Below are 16161 nucleotides of genomic sequence, written 5' to 3'. Positions count from 1 at the left end.
CGGCACCCCACAAGCGGGGCGAGCGATGCTGCTGCCCGGGGGTGGGACGCGCGGCCCGGCGCTGACGGGGTGCCGCCTGCGCCCACCCGTGCCGCCCCAGGCGGCACGCATGCCCGCAGACGGCGGCTGCTACGCGCCCTCCGCCACCGCAGCCTCGACGGGCACCGGCTCCAGGTCGGCCGGAGTCGTCCGAGGCGGCAGCAGCTCCAGTACCGCCTGCCGCTGCGCGTCGCTCGTCGCGTCGTCGTGGGGGTCCGGGGTGGCCGGGACCTGGAGGCGGTGGACCGGGCCCGTGCCCAGGCGGGCGTAGCCGCGGCCCGGGGGCATGACCTGGACCGGCGTCGTGTGCGGGGGCGCGCCCAGGACCGCTTCCGCCTGGGCGGGAGACACGGCGCCGAGGACGACACGCGCGCGCGTGTGCTGACGTACGGCGTCGCTGAGGGTGTCCGCGCTGTCGAACTGTTCCGCCACCACGACCGTGACGTTCGCCGCCCGGCCGTGCCGCAGGGGGACCTGCAGCAGGGACTGGGGATCGCGGTGGCCGTCGGCGGTGGCCAGGTGGGCGAGGGCTCCGGGGCGGTCGAGGAGGAGCCAGAGCGGGCGTCGGGTGTCGTCGGGGAGGGGCTGACCGGCCTGGCGGGCCTGGTTGGCCGCGATCAGCCGGCGTTCCGTCTCGTGGGCGGCCCATTCCAGGCTCGCCAGGGCTCCAGTGGGGGCACAGTCGACGGCCAGGACGCCGTCCCGGCCGGTCAGGCACGCGTACTCGCCGGTGCCGCTGCCGTCGACGATCAGGACATCGCCGTACTGGAGGGCCTGGAGGGCGATCGAGCGCAGGAGTGTCGTCGTGCCGGTGCCGGGCTCGCCCATCACCAGGAGGTGCGGTTCGGTGGAGCGGGGGCCCGTGCGCCAGACGACCGGCGGGACGTCACGCTGCTCCTCGCCGTGGCCGAGGGGGAGCGTGCGCTGGACCTGGGTGGGGTCGGTGAAGCCGAGCACCGTCTCGCCGGGGGACGTGACGAAACGCTGCGCGGCGATGTCGGTGGGGAGGGGCGGCAGGACCGTGACCGTGAGCTGGTTGCCCTCTTCGTCCCACGCGAAGTGGTATTCACGGCCCCGGCCCGACTTGGCGTGCAGCAACTGCTCGATCCGCGCGCGGGAGTCGGCCTCGCCGTCGGTGAAGTACGCCGGGTAGCGCACCAGCAGGTGCGAGATGCGGCCGGTGCCGTCGAACTCGTACGCGGGGAAGGTCTTCTCCCAGTCGCCGCCGTGGGCGTACAGGGGATCGGGGTCGTCGGGGGTCGAGAAGTAGGGGACCAGTGCCTCGTGCAGGGACTGGAGGCGCTGGGTCTGGGACTCGTCGGGGCCCTCGGGCTCCGCCGGGGCGCGGTCCCTGCCGTGCCAGGCCGCTGCCGCCATCACCGAGATGACGGCGAGCAGCGGGCCGTAGGGCACGAGAGCCACGACCAGGACCATCGAGGCCACCATGAACAGCAGCGGCCCGCGCTTGTCCTTGGGCGTGTCCGCCCACTTGCGCCGCCCGGCCGCAGCCAGTCGGCGCAGCCCCCTGCTGATCGTGATCAGCGGATGGAGGACGTCAGTGGCGCTGTCGGCCGCGGTCCGGGCCAGCTCCCGGCTCCGGGCGATCTGTGCGCTGCCGTTGCTCAGGATGCGGGGGAGGGGGCGCCGGACCACTGCTGTCTCCTGGAGGTGCGTGCGGGCGGGAGGGACGTCAGAACTTGATTCCGCCGAGCAGGCCCGCCAGGCTCTCGCCGCCGGCCTTGATGCTCGGAGCGATGGCGGTGCTCGCGAGGTAGAAGCCGAACAGCGCGGCCACGAAGGCGTGCGACGCCTTCAGCCCGTCCTTCTTGAAGAACAGGAAGACGATGATGCCGAGCAGAACGACGCCTGAGATGGAGAGGATCATGAGAGATCTCCTGGTGTGGTGGGGACAGTCACCATGAGTTCTTCCAGGATCACCGCATGTATCCATACGATAAAAGGTGCAATCGAGTGAATTTCGGCGTATTTCACTCCGCTGGCGGACCTGTTGGGTGTCATTCGGTGCCGTTCGGGTGTGCTGATCTTTGCCGCCGAGGTGTCGGGCCATGAGCCTGCCGAGCCAGTACGCTGACGATTCACCCGTACGGTTGTAACGAGAGGCGGTCCGGCCGATGAGCGAAGCCCCCGACCCCGATGTCGTGGAGCTGGCGACCAAGATCTTCGATCTGGCCCGGGAGGGGCAGACCGAGGCACTCGTGGCGTACGTCGACGCGGGCGTCCCGGCCGACCTCACCAACGACCGCGGCGACTCCCTGGTGATGCTCGCCGCCTATCACGGGCACGCCGACGCGGTCCGGGCGCTCCTCGCGCGCGGTGCCGACGGGAACCGGGTGAACGACCGGGGTCAGACCCCGCTCGCCGGGGCCGTTTTCAAGGGTGCGCAGGACGTCATCCAGGCCCTCCTCGAAGGAGGCGCCAATCCGGCCGCGGGCATGCCCTCGGCCGTTGACACCGCACGGATGTTCGGCAAGACGGAACTGCTGGAGCTGTTCGGCGCGCACTGAGCCGTACGCACTGATCAGCAAAGACACGGAAAACGGGGGAGGCGGAACGGGGCCGCCGGAAATACGGTCGCGGCAGCTTGAACAGCCGGGTCATCATGACGTCGTGATTCACGGACGCGATGGCTGGGCAGGGGTTGCCGCACCGCGCGGGCCGTGAGGCGGTCCGCATGGGCCCACCTACGAGAGGCAGAGGAACATGGTCTACAGCAAGCAGGAAACGGCGGACGCTCCGACGTGTTGTCACGTGGCCAGGTAAAGCAAGATCCCGGTTGCGTCGACGCTTGATGTGAGGCTGTTTCCCATGTTCGATCCGGTCATAGCGCCCAGCGGTACGCTGCTCGGCCTGCTCCAGAGGGGCCGCGGCGACGGCACGCTGCACGCGCTCACCGCACCGCGCGCCGAGGCGCTCGCGGCGCTGAACCACTGCGTGCTCCGCGACCCCCGCCACGACTGGCAGGTGGAGAACCGCTCCCTTTACTACGCCCGTCTCTATGTCGACCTCCATGGCGAGGTGGACGAGATCGAGGCCCATCTCTTCGACGCCGAGGACGTCCTCGACACCGACGAGTCACGCACCGGGCTCGCCCTCGCGGTCCTCGGGCACCTCGCCTCGTACGGCAGGCGCGACGCGCTCGAACTGCTGCGCAGGTACGCCGCCACCGGCACCAGCTGGGCCTGGGCGCTGGACGAACTGGCGCTCAGGGACGACGACGCGGGGCTGCGCGCCCTCGCCGCCCCCGTGCTGGCCCGCTTCGGCACCGACGCGGAGGGCGAGGCCGAACTCGCCGCCGCCGTGCGCGACGCGTTCGAGCCACGGCCCTGGCGGCTGTGGGCCGACGATCCGCGCGAATCGGTCTCCACACGCGTGCGTGCCGCTCAGGAGACCGGCTGCTTCGACCGCTGGCAACGCCAGATGCGACCGTCCGGACCCCGCCCGGGCTGGAGTGTGCAGGCCGTCTTCGAATGGGCCCAGCAGGGCATCGACCGCGGCGCCGTGCTCCATGTGCCCGCCGCGCGCTGTCTCACGGCTGTGGCGGGCCCAGAGGACCGGCCCCAGATCCTGGAGGCGGCCCGCAGCGGCGGCGACGGCGCCCGCTGTACGGCCCTTCGCTATCTCGCCGACGGCAATGATCCCGACGCCCTCGACCTGATCGAGGGCGCGATCGCCGACGGCACGACGGCCGTCGTGGAGGCCGCCGTCGACTCCTTCGAACGCATGCGCAGTATCGCCGCCGTCGACCGCGCGCGCGGGTGGGTCCACCGGCCCGACCCCCTGGGCGCGGCCGCCGGACGGATGCTCGCGTGCCTGGGCGGCACCCGGGACAGCGACCTCGTCCTCGGCGCCCTGCGGGAGGCCGTACGGGGCGAAGGGCCCGACGCGCCGACCCTGTGGACCCTGGTGGACGGCGCGGGACGGCTCGGCATCGTCTGCGCGGCCCCCGTCCTGCGCCATGTGTACCGCGAGACCGCCTCGTCCCATCTGCGCGGCCGGGCCGCCCGGGCCCTCGCCGCCACCGATCCCTCCTTCGCCGCCGGCTTCGCCGTCGAATGCCTGTGGGACTGCGAGGAGACCACCCGCGAGGTCGCCGCCCGGCACGCCGAGACCGGTGACGCCAGGGTCGTCGAGCAGCTGCGCCGACTCGCCGCGGACCCGGCCGAGGAGGCCGAGGTCCAGACAGCCGTAAGAAGCCGTATCGGGCCTGATTTCACCCATCGCATGAACGGGGGGTGACTCGGAGGTCAGGAGCGTATGGACGCGCGCCGACCTGCGAGGGGGCGGTGCGCAACGCTCACGGGACGTTCCCCGGCCGGAAAGATCGACGTTGACGCGAGCACGTCCAGTACGGCGACAACACCCCTATGCGTGTCGTCATCGTGACCGAATCCTTTCCCCCCGATGTGAACGGCGTGGCCCACTGCGCGCTCCAGACCGCCCGGCACCTCGTCGATCGCGGTCACGTTCCCCTCGTCGTCGCCCCGGCCACCGCCGCCGGGACCGGGCCCGACGCCTCGGCGCCGTGCCCCGTCGTCCGTGTCCCCTCCCTACCGCTCCCGGGCTACCCCCAGGTCCGCGTCGCCCTCCCCAGCCGACGCGTCGCCGCCGCGATCACCGAGCACCGCGCGGACATCGTCCACCTGGCCAGCCCCTTCATCCTCGGCGTACGCGGCATGGCCGCCGCCGCCCGGCTCGGCATCCCCGCCGTTGCCGTCTACCAGACCGATCTGGCCGGATACGCTCGTACATACGTCCACGCGGGTGAGGCCGCCGCCTGGCGCCGCATCCGCTCCGTCCACGCCGCCGCCGACCTCACCCTCGCGCCGTCCAGCGCGGCCCTGCACGACCTGGAGTCGCACGGTGTGCCCCGCGTCAAGCTGTGGCAGCGCGGGGTGGACACCGTGCGGTTCCGCCCCGAACTGCGCGACGAGGCCATCCGCCGCGAACTGGCCCCGAACGGCGAACTGATCGTCGGCTACGTCGGCCGGCTCGCCCCCGAGAAGCAGGTCGAACTCCTCGCCGGGGTCTGCGGCCTCGACGGCGTACGGGTCGTCGTCGTGGGCGACGGACCCAGCGAGCCGGGACTGCGCGAGCAGCTGCCCGGCGCGGTCTTCCTGGGCCGCCGTACCGGCGACGAACTCGCCCGGATCTTCGCCTCGCTGGACGTCTTCGCGCACACCGGACCGTTCGAGACCTTCTGCCAGACCGTGCAGGAGGCCATGGCGAGCGGCGTCCCCGTCGTCGCGCCCGCCGCCGGCGGACCGCTGGACCTGGTCGCCCACGGGCGCACCGGTCTGCTGGTCCCGCCGCGCGACGCCGGCGCCGTACGGGACGCGGTGTGGTCCCTGGCCGGTGACCCGGCGCTGCGGGCCGCGTACGGCGCCGCCGCGCGGGCGATGGTCGAGGACCGCACCTGGGCGGCCGTCGGCGACCAGCTCGTCGGGCACTACGCCGACATACTCACCGCGCGGACGGTGGTGGCGGCGTGAACGGCGAGACAGCACGCCCCGCGGACGGACCGCTGCGCATCGTCCGGCTGGCGAACTTCGTCGCCCCCGCCTCGGGCGGCCTGCGTACCGCGCTGCGCGAACTGGGCACCGGCTACCGGGCCGCCGGGCACGAACCCGTCCTGATCGTGCCCGGTGAGCGGGCGGGCGACCGCGACACCGAGCAGGGGCGCGTGATCACCCTGCCCGGCCCGCTGCTGCCCGGCACCGGCGGCTACCGCGTCCTCACGGACAAGCGCCGCGTCGCCGCCCTGCTCGAATCACTCGCGCCGGACCGCCTGGAGGTGTCCGACCGGACGACCCTCAGGTGGACCGGCAAGTGGGCGCGGCGGGCCCGCGTCCCCGCGGTGATGGTCTCCCACGAGACCGCCGACGGCGTCCTGCGCACCTGGGGCCTGTCGGAGAACCTCTCCCGGCGCGCCGCCGACGCCCTCAACGTCCGTACGGCACACACCTACGCGCGCGTGGTGTGCACCACCGAGTTCGCCGAGCGGGAGTTCGTGCGGATCGGCGCGCGCAATGTCGTACGGGCCCCATTGGGCGTCGATCTTGTCCTGCGGCACCCGTCGCTGCGGGACCCGGAACTGCGGGCCGCCCACGCGCGCGAGGACGAGACGCTCCTGGTGATGTGCTCCCGGCTGTCCGTCGAGAAGCGGCCCGGAACGGCGCTGGACGCCCTGGAGGCGCTGCGGCGGCGCGGACAGCGGGCGCGGCTCGTGGTCGCCGGGGACGGGCCGCTGCGGGCCCGCCTGGAGCAGCGGGCGCGGGATCGCGGGCTGCCGGTCACCTTCCTCGGGCACGTCGCCGACCGGGCACTCCTCGGCGGGCTCCAGGCGTCCGCCGACGTGTGCCTGGCGCCCGGGCCCGCAGAGACGTTCGGGCTCGCCGCGCTGGAGGCCATGGCCTGCGGTACGCCCGTGGTCGTCAGCGCGTCCTCCGCGCTGCCCGAGGTGATCGGGTCCGCCGGGGCCGTCGCCGCCGACGACGGCGAGGCCTTCGCGGACGCCGTACGGCTGCTGCTGGGACGGCCCGAACACGAGCGCCGCGAGAAGGCACGCGCGCGTGCGGAGTGTTTCGGCTGGTCGGCCGCGGTCGAGGCGTTCCTCGCGGCACACGACGCGAGGGTGCCTTCCACCGGTGAGGCGCCCGTGCGGCCCGTGATACCGGAGGGCGTCGGATGAGACCGCTGCGGTTCGTGGCGCTCGGCGACTCGCTGACCGAGGGGGTGGGCGATCCCGTGGACGACGGGTGGCGCGGCTGGGCCGCGCTGCTCGCCGGCGGGTTCGGCGACATGCCGGTCGAGTTCACCAACCTCGCGGTCAGCGGGGCCCAGACACGCGACGTGCTGGAGAAGCAGACGCCGGCGGGTCTCGACCTCGAACCGGACGTGGTGTCCGTGGTCATCGGCGTGAACGACACCCTGCGCCGCACCTTCGACATCCACGCGGTCGCCGCCCGCCTCGACGAGGTGTACGCGGCGTTCACCGAGCGGGGCGCGCTCCTGCTCACGGCGTGTCTGCCCGACCCCGGGGCGATGCTGGGGCTGCCCGGCGTCCTGGCCAACCCGCTGGCCCGGCGGCAGCGGGCGGTCAACACCGTCGTCCACGCGCTCTCCGAGCGATACGGGGCCGTGCATCTGCACGCCGCCGAGGGCGAGTGGCTCAGCGGGCGCGAGATGTGGAGCGCGGACCGGCTCCATCCCGGCGAGCAGGGGCACCGGCAGCTCGCGGTCCGCTTCCACGCGCTGCTCGCGGAGGCGGGCGTCACGGACGGGGCAGGCCCGTCGGCCGCGCCGGAACGCCCCGCGCCCACCCGGTCGGCCAGCCTGCGCTGGCTGGCCACCGCGGGCACGGGCTGGGTGGCGCGACGTTGCACCGACCTGCTGCCACAGCTCCTCCGGCTCGCCGCCCAGGAGGTCCGCCACCGCGCCCGTGGCACCAGCGCCCGCCTCGACCTGGGGGCGTCCCACGCCGTGGCGGCGGCCTTGGCCGCATTGACGGTCGCGGAGCACGGGGCTGAGCCGGACGTGGCGTAGGGCCCATGGCGCGGATGGCTGGCGTGAGCGCCCGGGGGCTCGTGTCCTGGGTGCTCGTGGCACGGGCACCCGTTTCGATCGGGGGGCGCCTCACGTGGTGGTGGCGGCTCTGGCTGTTCAGCCGGTCGCGGGGCGCCGGGTTGGGCTGGACGTGGCGTAGGGCTTGTGTGGTGTGTCGCGGCGGCGGGTGGTTGCGGCGTCGAGTCGGTGCGGGTGAAGGGGCTCGGGGAGTGCCGGGTTGGGCCGGACGTGGCGTAGGGCCTACGTGGTGTGTCGGGGCAGAACGTGATTGCGGTGCCTCGTCGGCGTGGGCGAAGGGGCGCTCGGGGCACGCGTGCTGGTCTCGATCTGGGGGCGCCCCACTCCGTGGCGGCGGCCCTGGCCGCGGATCAGGCCTGAGTACGGCTACGGCGGCTCGTCGGCGTAGGCGAAGGGAGTTCGGTGCGTCTGGTCCCAGGGCAGCGTCTGACGTCGACGTGAGACGCTGCCGCAGCGGGCGGCACCTGGGGGAGTGGGCAACCCGTGACCACGCCACATGCGGGCCGCCCACGGCCCCAGCTCGGCTTGGTCCGCCGGACCGGGCCCGCGCGGTCAGTGGCGGCGTACGGGCACGAATCTGACCGGGGTGCCCGGCGCCGCCTGGGCCGCCGCGGGGAGGTCGGTGGCGCGGACGACGGCGATCACCGGATAGCCCCCGGTGGTCGGATGGTCGGCCAGGAAGACCACTGGACTGCCGTCCGGGGGCACCTGGACCGCGCCCAGGACCATGCCCTCGCTGGGGAGTTCGCCGGAGAAGGCCCTCTCCAGGGAGGGACCCTCCGTGCGCAGCCCGATGCGGTTGCTCGCGGAGGACACCCGGTACGTGGACGTGGTGAACGTCCGGAGTGCCGTCGGCGTGAACCAGTCGTCGCGTGGGCCGACGGTCACCCGGAGCACGAGTTCGGCCGGGGGCGCGGGCTGCGGAACGACGTCCACGCGCGCGTGGGCGCCGATCACGTGACCCAGGGGCAGCACCGCGGAGTCGGTCAGGGGCGGCGGGCCCAGACCGGAGAGCAGGTCGGTGGAGCGGCTGCCGAGCACCGGCTCGACGGCGACTCCGCCGGAGACGGCCACGTAGGTCCGTACTCCGGAGAGAGCCGTTCCGATGTCCAGCAGCGCGCCGGCCGGCACCCGTACCGGAGCGCCCCAGGCCACCGCGCGGCCGTCCACCGTGACCGGGCAGGGGGCGCCGCCGACCGCGACGGTGACCGGGCAACGGGGGCGCAGGGCACAGCCATTGAGGGTGGTCTCCAGGACGGCCGCCTCGGGCGGGTTGCCGACCAGCCGGTTGACGAGCGTCGCCGCCGGCGCGTCCAGGGCGCCGGAGCGGGGCACCCCGAGATGGGCGTACCCGGGACGCCCCAGGTCCTGCACCGTGGTCAGCGCCCCCGCCCGTACGACGGCCAGCGCACGATCGGTCATCGGCGTGCCACCGGGACGAAACGGACCCGGGTGCCTGGCGACAGCAGCGCGGCCGGCACGCGCGCGTGGTCCCACAGGACCACGTCCGTCGTACCGATCAGCTGCCAGCCGCCCGGCGACGAACGCGGGTACACACCCGTGTACGGGCCCGCCAGAGCCACCGCACCCGCCGGGACGGACGTCCGCGGGGTCGCCCGGCGCGGAACGTTGTAGCGCGCGGGGAGGCCGGTGAGATAGCCGAAGCCGGGCGCGAAACCGCAGAAAGCGACCCGGAACTCGGTGTCCGTGTGGATGCCCGCCACCGCCTCCTCGGACACGTCCCACAGGGCGGCGACATCGGCGAGATCCGGGCCGTCGTAGCGGACCGGGAGCTCGACGACCTCCTGGGTGCGGGGGAGCACCGGGGGCACTTTGGTGGCGGTCAGTTCGGCGGCCAGGCGGGCGGGGTCGGGCAGGCCGTCGAGGAGGACCGTACGGGCCGCGGGGACGATCTCCCGGACGGCCAGGGTGCCCTCCGCGCGGCGGCGCAGCAGTTCCGCGTGCAGGGCCTGGGCCTCCTCGCCGGAGGAGACCTCGAACAGCAGCGCGTCGTCGCCGACGGGCAACGCCCGCATGCCCTTCGCGCTGCTCATGAGAACGCCTCCACGCGGATGCCCGATGCCTCAAGGCGCTCCCGCACGCGGCGGGCCAGGTCCACCGCGCCGGGTGTGTCGCCGTGAACACACAGGGAGCGGGCTTGGACCGCCAGGGGCGTCCCCGAGCGCGACGCGATCACGCCCGTCCGGGCGAGGGTCACGGAGCGGGCCACCACCGCCTCCGGGTCGGTCACCAGCGCCCCGTCCTGGCCGCGCGGCACGAGCGTGCCCTCGTCGGTGTACGCGCGGTCCGCGAAGGCCTCCTGGACGGCCGGGAGGCCCGCCGCCCCGGCCAGCTCCAGCAGGCGCGAGCCGGGCAGCCCGAGCACCGGCAGGGTGTCGTCGGCCAAGAGCACGCCGTCGATCACCGCCGCCGCCTGCTCCTTGTCGTGCACGACGCGGTTGTAGAGCGCCCCGTGCGGTTTGACGTACGACACGCGTGTGCCCGCCGCGCGCGCGAAGACCTCGAGGGCGCCGATCTGATAGGCCACCTCGGCCGTCAGCTCGTCGGGCGGCACGTCCATCGCGCGCCGCCCGAACCCCGCCAGGTCGTGGTAGGAGACCTGGGCGCCGATCCGTACGCCGCGTTCGGCCGCCAGCTCGCACACCCGCCGCATGGTGACCGCGTCCCCGGCGTGGAAGCCGCAGGCCACGTTGGCGCTGGTGACGACGGACAGCAGCTGTTCGTCATCGGTCAGCCGCCAGCGGCCGAAGCCCTCGCCGAGGTCGGCGTTGAGGTCGATCATCCGGGACTCCTGTCACGCTCCGGTCAGGCGACGCGGTACTGCTCGTCGCGGGTGTCGGTGAGGAACATCTGGCCCGGCGCATGGGTGATGGCGAAGGGCGGGCGGGAGGCCATGACCGCGGCCTGCGGGGTCACTCCGCAGGCCCAGAACACCGGGATGTCGTCCGGCGCGAGGTCCACCGGATCGCCGAAGTCCGGACGGCCGAGGTCGTCGATGCCGAGCCCCGACGGGTCGCCGCAGTGTACGGGGCTGCCGTGCACCGCCGGGAGCAGACTGCTCTCCCGGATCGCCGCCGCCAGATGCTCCGGAGGCACCGGACGCATGGACACGACCATGGGACCGTGCAGCCGCCCGGCGGGACGGCACTGGCGGCCGGTGACGTACATCGGGACGTTGCGGCCCTGCTCGATGTGCCGGATCGGGACGCCCGCCTCCGCGAGCGCCCACTCGAAGGTGAAGCTGCACCCGATGAGGAACGTCACCAGGTCGTCGCGCCAATGGGCGAGCACGTCCGTGGGCTCGTCGACCAGTTCGCCGTCCTGCCAGACCCGGTAGCGCGGCAGGTCGGTGCGCAGGTCCGCGCCCTCGGCGAGGACGGTGGTCCAGGAGCCGGCGTCCGTGACGTCCAGGACCGGGCAGGGCTTCTGGTTGCGCTGGCAGAACAGCAGCATGTCGTACGCCCAGTCCGCGGGCACGGAGATCAGGTTGGCCTGGGTGTGACCGGCCGCGACGCCCGCGGTCGGTCCCGTGATGCCCGCGCGGAAGCGGGCTCGCGCGGATTTCGGGCTCCACGCGTGCGCGTGCTCGTCGACGAGGGTCAGGGGGCGGTCTTCCGTACGGTTCACTGGAGTTCCTTCCCTTGGGTCTCCGGCAGCCCCAGCAGTGCCAGGGCGGCGATGCCGTACCCGATCGCGCCGAAGACCAGCGCGCCGCCCACACCCCAGCTGTCGGCCAGGAAGCCGACCGTGGTGGGGAAGACGGCGCCGACGGCCCGGCCGGTGTTGTAGGTGAAGCCCTGTCCCGTGCCGCGTACGGCCGTCGGGTACAGCTCGCTCAGATAGGAGCCGAAGCCGCTGAAGATCGCCGACATACAGAACCCGAGCGGGAAACCGAGCACCAGGAGAAGGGTGTTGGCGCCGCTCGGGATGTTCGCGTAGGCGAGGATGCACAGCGCCGAGAGGACCGCGAAGAGCCAGATGTTGCGCCGGCGGCCGATCCGGTCGGTGAGGTAACCGCCGGTCAGATAGCCGATGAAGGCCCCGGAGATCAGGAACGTGAGGTAGGAACCGGTGCCGACCACCGACAGCCCGCGTTCCGTCTTGAGGTAGGTGGGCACCCAGGTCGCGAGGGTGTAGTAGCCGCCCTGGACACCGGTGGACAGCAGCCCCGCGAAGATCGTGATCCGCAGCAGTCCGGGTGCCTCGGCCGTGCCGGGCCTGAAGATCTCCTTGAACGAACCCTTGTTGGGGTTCTTCTCGCGCTCGGCGACCGCGCGGGGTGCGTCCTGCACCGAGCGGCGCACCCAGACGACGAGCAGCGCGGGCAGGGCGCCGGTCCAGAACATCACGCGCCAGGCCAGGTCGTCGTCGAGGAACGTGAAGACCGTGGTGTAGACGATCACGGCCAGTCCCCAGCCCACGGCCCAGGAACTCTGGATCGCGCCGAGCGTACGGCCGCGGTGCTTGGGGCTCGCGTACTCGGCCACCAGGATCGCGCCGACGGCCCACTCACCGCCGAAACCGAGGCCCTGGAGGGCGCGGAACACCAGCAGGGTCTCGTAGTTGGGCGCGAAGCCGCAGGCCACGGTGAAGACCGCGTACGTGATCACCGTGATCATCAGCGCCTTGACCCGGCCGATCCGGTCCGCGAGCACACCCGCGCCGGCACCGCCGATCGCGGAGACGACCAGGGTGACGGTGGTGAACAGCCCGGTCTGGCCGCTGTTCAGACCGAAGTACGCGGACAGCGCCACCATGCTCAGCGGCAGTGTGAAGTAGTCGTACGAGTCCAGGGCATAGCCGCCGAACGCACCGCCGAAGGCGCGGCGACCACGCGGGCCCAGCGCCCGCAGCCAGGCGAACGCGCCTTCGTCGACGGCGGGTTCAGCCGCTCCGGGGAGGGACTCGGTGGCCAGGGCCTGCGGTGGAGGGGTCGTGCTCATGGGCACCTCGCAGTTGAGGGACGGAGGGTGCTTCGGAATGAGCAGTGCGGGAGCGGTCGGCACCGCGTGGATCCGGCGGTGCCTGTCCAGCAAGGTAGAGGATCGTTGAACGATCCCTCAATACCCATGTTGTTTCGTTCTTGTATCTACGGTTGAATTCCAGGCATGGCAGAGCAGTTGACGGGACTGGCGGACGACCGAGCGCTCCTCGGGCGCACCAGCACCGCCGAGCGGGTCTCGGACATCCTCAGGAGCCGTATCGCCGACGGGTACTTCCCGCCCGGGACCCGGCTCTCCGAGGACAGCATCGGAGGCGCGCTCGGCGTCTCCCGCAACACGCTGCGCGAGGCGTTCCGGCTGCTCACGCACGAACGCCTGCTGATCCACGAGCTGAACCGAGGGGTCTTCGTACGGGTCCTCACGGTCGAGGACGTCGAGGACATCTACCGCACCCGCGCCCTCGTCGAGTGCGCCGTGGTCCGTGGCCTCGGTGAGCCGCCGTACGCCCTGGAGAACCTCGCCGCGGCCGTCGAGGAGGGGCAGCAGGCGGCGCGCGAGGGTGACTGGAAAGAGCTGGGTACAGCCAACATCCACTTCCACCGCGAACTCGTCGCGCTGGCCGGCAGCGCCCGCACCGACGAGCTGATGCGCAGCGTCTTCGCGGAACTCCGCCTGGCCTTCCACGTCGTGGACGACCCGCGACGCCTGCACGAGCCCTATCTCGCGCGCAACGAACAGATACTGCGGGCGCTCCAGGAGGGTGACCGGGAGCGGGCCGAGGGGCTGCTTTCGGTCTATCTCGGCGACTCGCTCGAACGGGTTGTCGAGGTGTATCGGCGGCGGGTGGGCGAGGACGGGTAGGTGGCGCGTGGTGCGGGCCGGGGTGCGTCCGGGCTGCTCGTGGCGCGGTGACGGCGGGTCGCCATGGCGTGGGACGGCGGGTCGCTTCTGAGTCGTTTGGGCCGTTGTCAGACCGAGGACCTAGTCTGTGCAGCGTGACTTCGCCTGCATCGACGGACAGTGTTCCGCCCCAGCTCAGCGCGGGGCCGCGCCCCGCTCCGGGCCCGGCCGCCGACGAGGGACTGGCGCGGCGCCTGCGCGCGCTCGCCTGCACCGCCCCGCTCCACGACCTGGACGCGCGCAAGGCGAATCTCGCGGGCGAGTACTCGGTGTACGGCATGGCGGAGGTGGCCCTCGCGGCCATCGACCTGGTCACCCTGAACATGGACTTCGACACCGGCGCCGACCACGACCAGATCGTCGCCCGCCTCATCCCGCGCATCGCCGCCCAGGCCCCGCAGCGCCCCGTCACCGAGCACGAGCGCGTCGCCCGCTGGGTCCTGGAGAACCTGATCAACGTCGGCAGCGTCGACCGCGGCTTCCGGGCCGTATACGGCACGTTCTCGCCGGACGGCACCTATGTACGCCGCGACTACGACTTCAAGCTGATCGAGGAGGTCCCGGGATACGGCGGAAGCGTCTACCTCCGTACGACGGATGAGGCGGTCAACGTACTCGTCGGGGCTCTCGACACCGACGTCACCAGCGCCCAGATCGCCGCCGAGGTCAAGCTGGAGGTGCTCATCAGCCGGGGCAGGCTGGCCGACGCCCAGCTCGCCGCGGAGCAGGCCCGCTACCGGACCGTGCAGTACTCGGAGGTCCTGCGGAGGGCGCTGGACGCGACCCGTCGGAACGTACGCGCGGTGGACTGGCTCCAGACCGTCCCCGACATGATCGCCGAGGCGCTCGACCATGTCGCCGACCGGTATCGCCACGAGAACGCGATCCTGACCAACATCCGCAAGGCCCGGGACGAGTCCGAGGACCCGGAGCAGAAGCGGCGCGCCGCCGAACTCGTCGACATCGTCAAGGACTGCATCCGCCGGCACACGCAGCTCCAGTCCAGGCTGCTGGAAGCGGGGCCGCTGTTCCGCGCGGAGCAGGACCGGCAGGCCTTCGCGACGCCGATGACGTCGTCGGGGATCGATCTGTACGGCCATCTGGTCGCCCCGGTGCTGCCGTTGCCCCTTGAGCGGGCGGTGCGGGTCACGGACGCGTTCTTCGCGCGCGGGACGGGGCTTCGTACGCCGGTGTCGGTCCGCGTCGGCGACCTCGTCGACATACTGCTGACGCCTCCGCTGGAACGGGAGCATCTCGGGGCGGAGATGCCGGAGCCGGACCTGATCGCGACGCCGGACGACAGCCGGTTCAGCGAGGAGCAGTTGGCGGCGGCCATGGAGTTGCTGGATCTGCCCGCGGACGCGCCCCGGCGGTTGTCGGGGCTGCTTGCCGAGGCGCGTCTTCGGGATGCGGAGCTTCCTTATCTGGTGGCTTTGTTGGCCGTTCATGCGGCCAGTCCGCCGGTGGGGACGGCTTATCGGCAGGGGGAGGAGAAGTTGTTGTTCGCTGTCGATGACGGGACGGAGTTGGACGATCCGGAGTTCGGGGGCGCCGATCTGATTGTGGGGATGGCGTTGCTGGATGCGGTGGGGATGGCGGCGGGCAGGTCGGAGGCGGCGTGAAGTTGTGTGGGTTGTTCTTCGGCTTTCGGCCGGTGGGGGCTTGTCGCGCAGTTCCCCGCGCCCCTAAAGGCGAGTCTGTCCGCGCCCCCGTCTGCATGAGCCGTAAGGAGTCGCAGCTGTGAACGAGTCGGTCGAGTGGAGTGAGGCGGAGGCTGTTGCCGTGCCGGCTGCCGCTGCCCCTGTGACTCCTGCCGACGCCGCTGATGCCGCTCGGCTGGTTGCCTTTGGGCTTCAGCCCAAGTTGCAGGCTGCTCGGGATCAGGAGTACGCCGAGTTGTTGCGGCGGTATCGGGAGGACTCGGCCTTTGCCCGGCTCGCCGATGCCGTTGCGGCCGGGCTGGGGCTGGTCGTGCTGGAGGTGTCCCCGCGCGCGGGGATGGCCGTCACCGCCGCCGAGGACTCCGTCTTCGCCGTGCGGATGGGCGACTACGCCCGTCGTACGTCCGCCGACGGGTCGGACCGGTTTCTGCACGGGCTCGCCCATCTCGCCGTTGCCGCCATGGCGTTTCCGCGGCCCGAGGACCTTGCCGACGACGGCTACATCGGGCGCGTCACCGTCAACGGGGTCGAGGCCTTCGTACGGCAGGCCTGTCGGCGGCTGGAGGAGCGGGCCGAGGCACAGGGGGAGAACACCGACCCGGCCAGTGATGCCCCGGGGCTCGAGGCCGCTTGGCGGATCTGGATGAGACGGAGTGCGACGGGGGCCACCAAGGACGCGCGCAGACCGGCCGGTTCGACGACCGGCATCGTCGGCAAGGCGGTCGCGTTCCTCACCGACTCCGGCTTCCTCCAGCGGACGGGTGACGACAACGGCGGTACGTATCGGACGACGGCTCGTTACCAGCTCCAGGTGCGCGACATGGCCGGCAACGCCGCCATGGCCGAACTGCTGGAGCTGGGTGTCGTGCCGGTCACCGACGGGACACCGACGCTGCTGCCCGCCGAGGAGACCGACGACCTGGAGCTGGTGTCCGACGCCGGACTGCCCTTCCACCACTCGTCCTGACCTGCCGCTCCGACTCCCTGCCTGTTTG

General features: G+C 72.4%; 15 protein-coding genes. 8 read left to right on the top strand and 7 right to left on the bottom strand.

Annotated features, from left to right (window positions below; genetic code table 11):
• Positions 1–129: 129 nt before the first annotated feature.
• Positions 130–1692 carry an ATP-binding protein gene (locus tag ACFYXF_RS49245; protein WP_389360459.1) on the bottom strand — a complete coding sequence of 521 codons (1563 nt, stop codon included), beginning with the start codon at positions 1690–1692 and terminating at the stop codon, positions 130–132.
• Between the two features lie 37 nt (positions 1693–1729).
• The gene (locus tag ACFYXF_RS49240) at positions 1730–1924 is read right to left on the bottom strand and encodes a hypothetical protein (protein ID WP_318318678.1); all 195 of its coding nucleotides are present in this window, start codon (positions 1922–1924) and stop codon (positions 1730–1732) included.
• Positions 1925–2171: 247 nt separating this feature from the next.
• On the opposite strand from ACFYXF_RS49240, the gene ACFYXF_RS49235 reads away from it, so the two are divergent.
• From ACFYXF_RS49235 to ACFYXF_RS49215, 5 genes are all read left to right on the top strand, one after another.
• A complete protein-coding gene (locus ACFYXF_RS49235) occupies positions 2172–2564 on the top strand; it encodes an ankyrin repeat domain-containing protein (RefSeq protein ID WP_389360456.1) in 393 nt (130 codons plus the stop codon).
• Positions 2565–2865: 301 nt separating this feature from the next.
• On the top strand, positions 2866–4296 hold the full coding sequence (locus ACFYXF_RS49230) for a HEAT repeat domain-containing protein (RefSeq protein ID WP_389360454.1): 1431 nt from the start codon (positions 2866–2868) through the stop codon (positions 4294–4296).
• A gap of 128 nt (positions 4297–4424) precedes the next feature.
• Positions 4425–5549, top strand: a complete 1125-nt coding sequence (locus ACFYXF_RS49225; RefSeq protein WP_389360452.1) for a glycosyltransferase family 4 protein — start codon at positions 4425–4427, stop codon at positions 5547–5549.
• Positions 5546–6748: a glycosyltransferase gene (locus ACFYXF_RS49220; RefSeq protein WP_389360450.1), complete on the top strand. Its 1203-nt coding sequence runs from the start codon at positions 5546–5548 to the stop codon at positions 6746–6748. The genes ACFYXF_RS49225 and ACFYXF_RS49220 overlap by 4 nt, the downstream gene beginning before the upstream one ends.
• Entirely contained in the window at positions 6745–7602 is an 858-nt protein-coding gene (locus tag ACFYXF_RS49215; protein ID WP_389360448.1) for an SGNH/GDSL hydrolase family protein, read from the top strand. Before ACFYXF_RS49220 ends, ACFYXF_RS49215 begins: the two co-directional genes overlap by 4 nt.
• A 591-nt stretch (positions 7603–8193) precedes the next feature.
• Here ACFYXF_RS49215 and ACFYXF_RS49210 read toward each other — a convergent pair.
• From ACFYXF_RS49210 to ACFYXF_RS49190, 5 genes are read right to left on the bottom strand one after another with little or no spacing between them, the layout of a single operon-like run.
• Entirely contained in the window at positions 8194–9063 is an 870-nt protein-coding gene (locus tag ACFYXF_RS49210) for a biotin-dependent carboxyltransferase family protein (RefSeq protein WP_389360446.1), read from the bottom strand.
• Positions 9060–9677, bottom strand: coding sequence for an allophanate hydrolase subunit 1 (locus ACFYXF_RS49205; RefSeq protein WP_389360522.1), 618 nt, complete (start codon positions 9675–9677; stop codon positions 9060–9062). The genes ACFYXF_RS49210 and ACFYXF_RS49205 overlap by 4 nt, the downstream gene beginning before the upstream one ends.
• A 14-nt stretch (positions 9678–9691) precedes the next feature.
• Entirely contained in the window at positions 9692–10444 is a 753-nt protein-coding gene (locus tag ACFYXF_RS49200; protein WP_389360444.1) for a LamB/YcsF family protein, read from the bottom strand.
• 23 nt (positions 10445–10467) lie between these two features.
• On the bottom strand, positions 10468–11289 hold the full coding sequence (locus ACFYXF_RS49195) for a putative hydro-lyase (RefSeq protein WP_389360442.1): 822 nt from the start codon (positions 11287–11289) through the stop codon (positions 10468–10470).
• Entirely contained in the window at positions 11286–12605 is a 1320-nt protein-coding gene (locus ACFYXF_RS49190; protein WP_389360440.1) for an MFS transporter, read from the bottom strand. Before ACFYXF_RS49190 ends, ACFYXF_RS49195 begins: the two co-directional genes overlap by 4 nt.
• Positions 12606–12770: 165 nt before the next feature.
• Here ACFYXF_RS49190 and ACFYXF_RS49185 point away from each other — a divergent pair, with 165 nt between their 5' ends.
• From ACFYXF_RS49185 to ACFYXF_RS49175, 3 genes are all read left to right on the top strand, one after another.
• Positions 12771–13466: a GntR family transcriptional regulator gene (locus tag ACFYXF_RS49185; protein ID WP_389360438.1), complete on the top strand. Its 696-nt coding sequence runs from the start codon at positions 12771–12773 to the stop codon at positions 13464–13466.
• A gap of 134 nt (positions 13467–13600) precedes the next feature.
• Positions 13601–15127, top strand: a complete 1527-nt coding sequence (locus ACFYXF_RS49180; protein WP_389360436.1) for a hypothetical protein — start codon at positions 13601–13603, stop codon at positions 15125–15127.
• A 118-nt stretch (positions 15128–15245) separates the two neighbouring features.
• Positions 15246–16133, top strand: a complete 888-nt coding sequence (locus ACFYXF_RS49175) for a hypothetical protein (protein WP_389360434.1) — start codon at positions 15246–15248, stop codon at positions 16131–16133.
• Positions 16134–16161 lie beyond the last annotated feature (28 nt).

It is taken from the genome of Streptomyces sp. NPDC002680, from assembly GCF_042889145.1.
In the GTDB taxonomy this organism is placed as follows: Bacteria; Actinomycetota; Actinomycetes; order Streptomycetales; family Streptomycetaceae; genus Streptomyces; species Streptomyces adonidis.
Note: the sequence above shows the minus strand (reverse complement) of the source record. Positions and strands in the feature narration are given on the sequence as shown.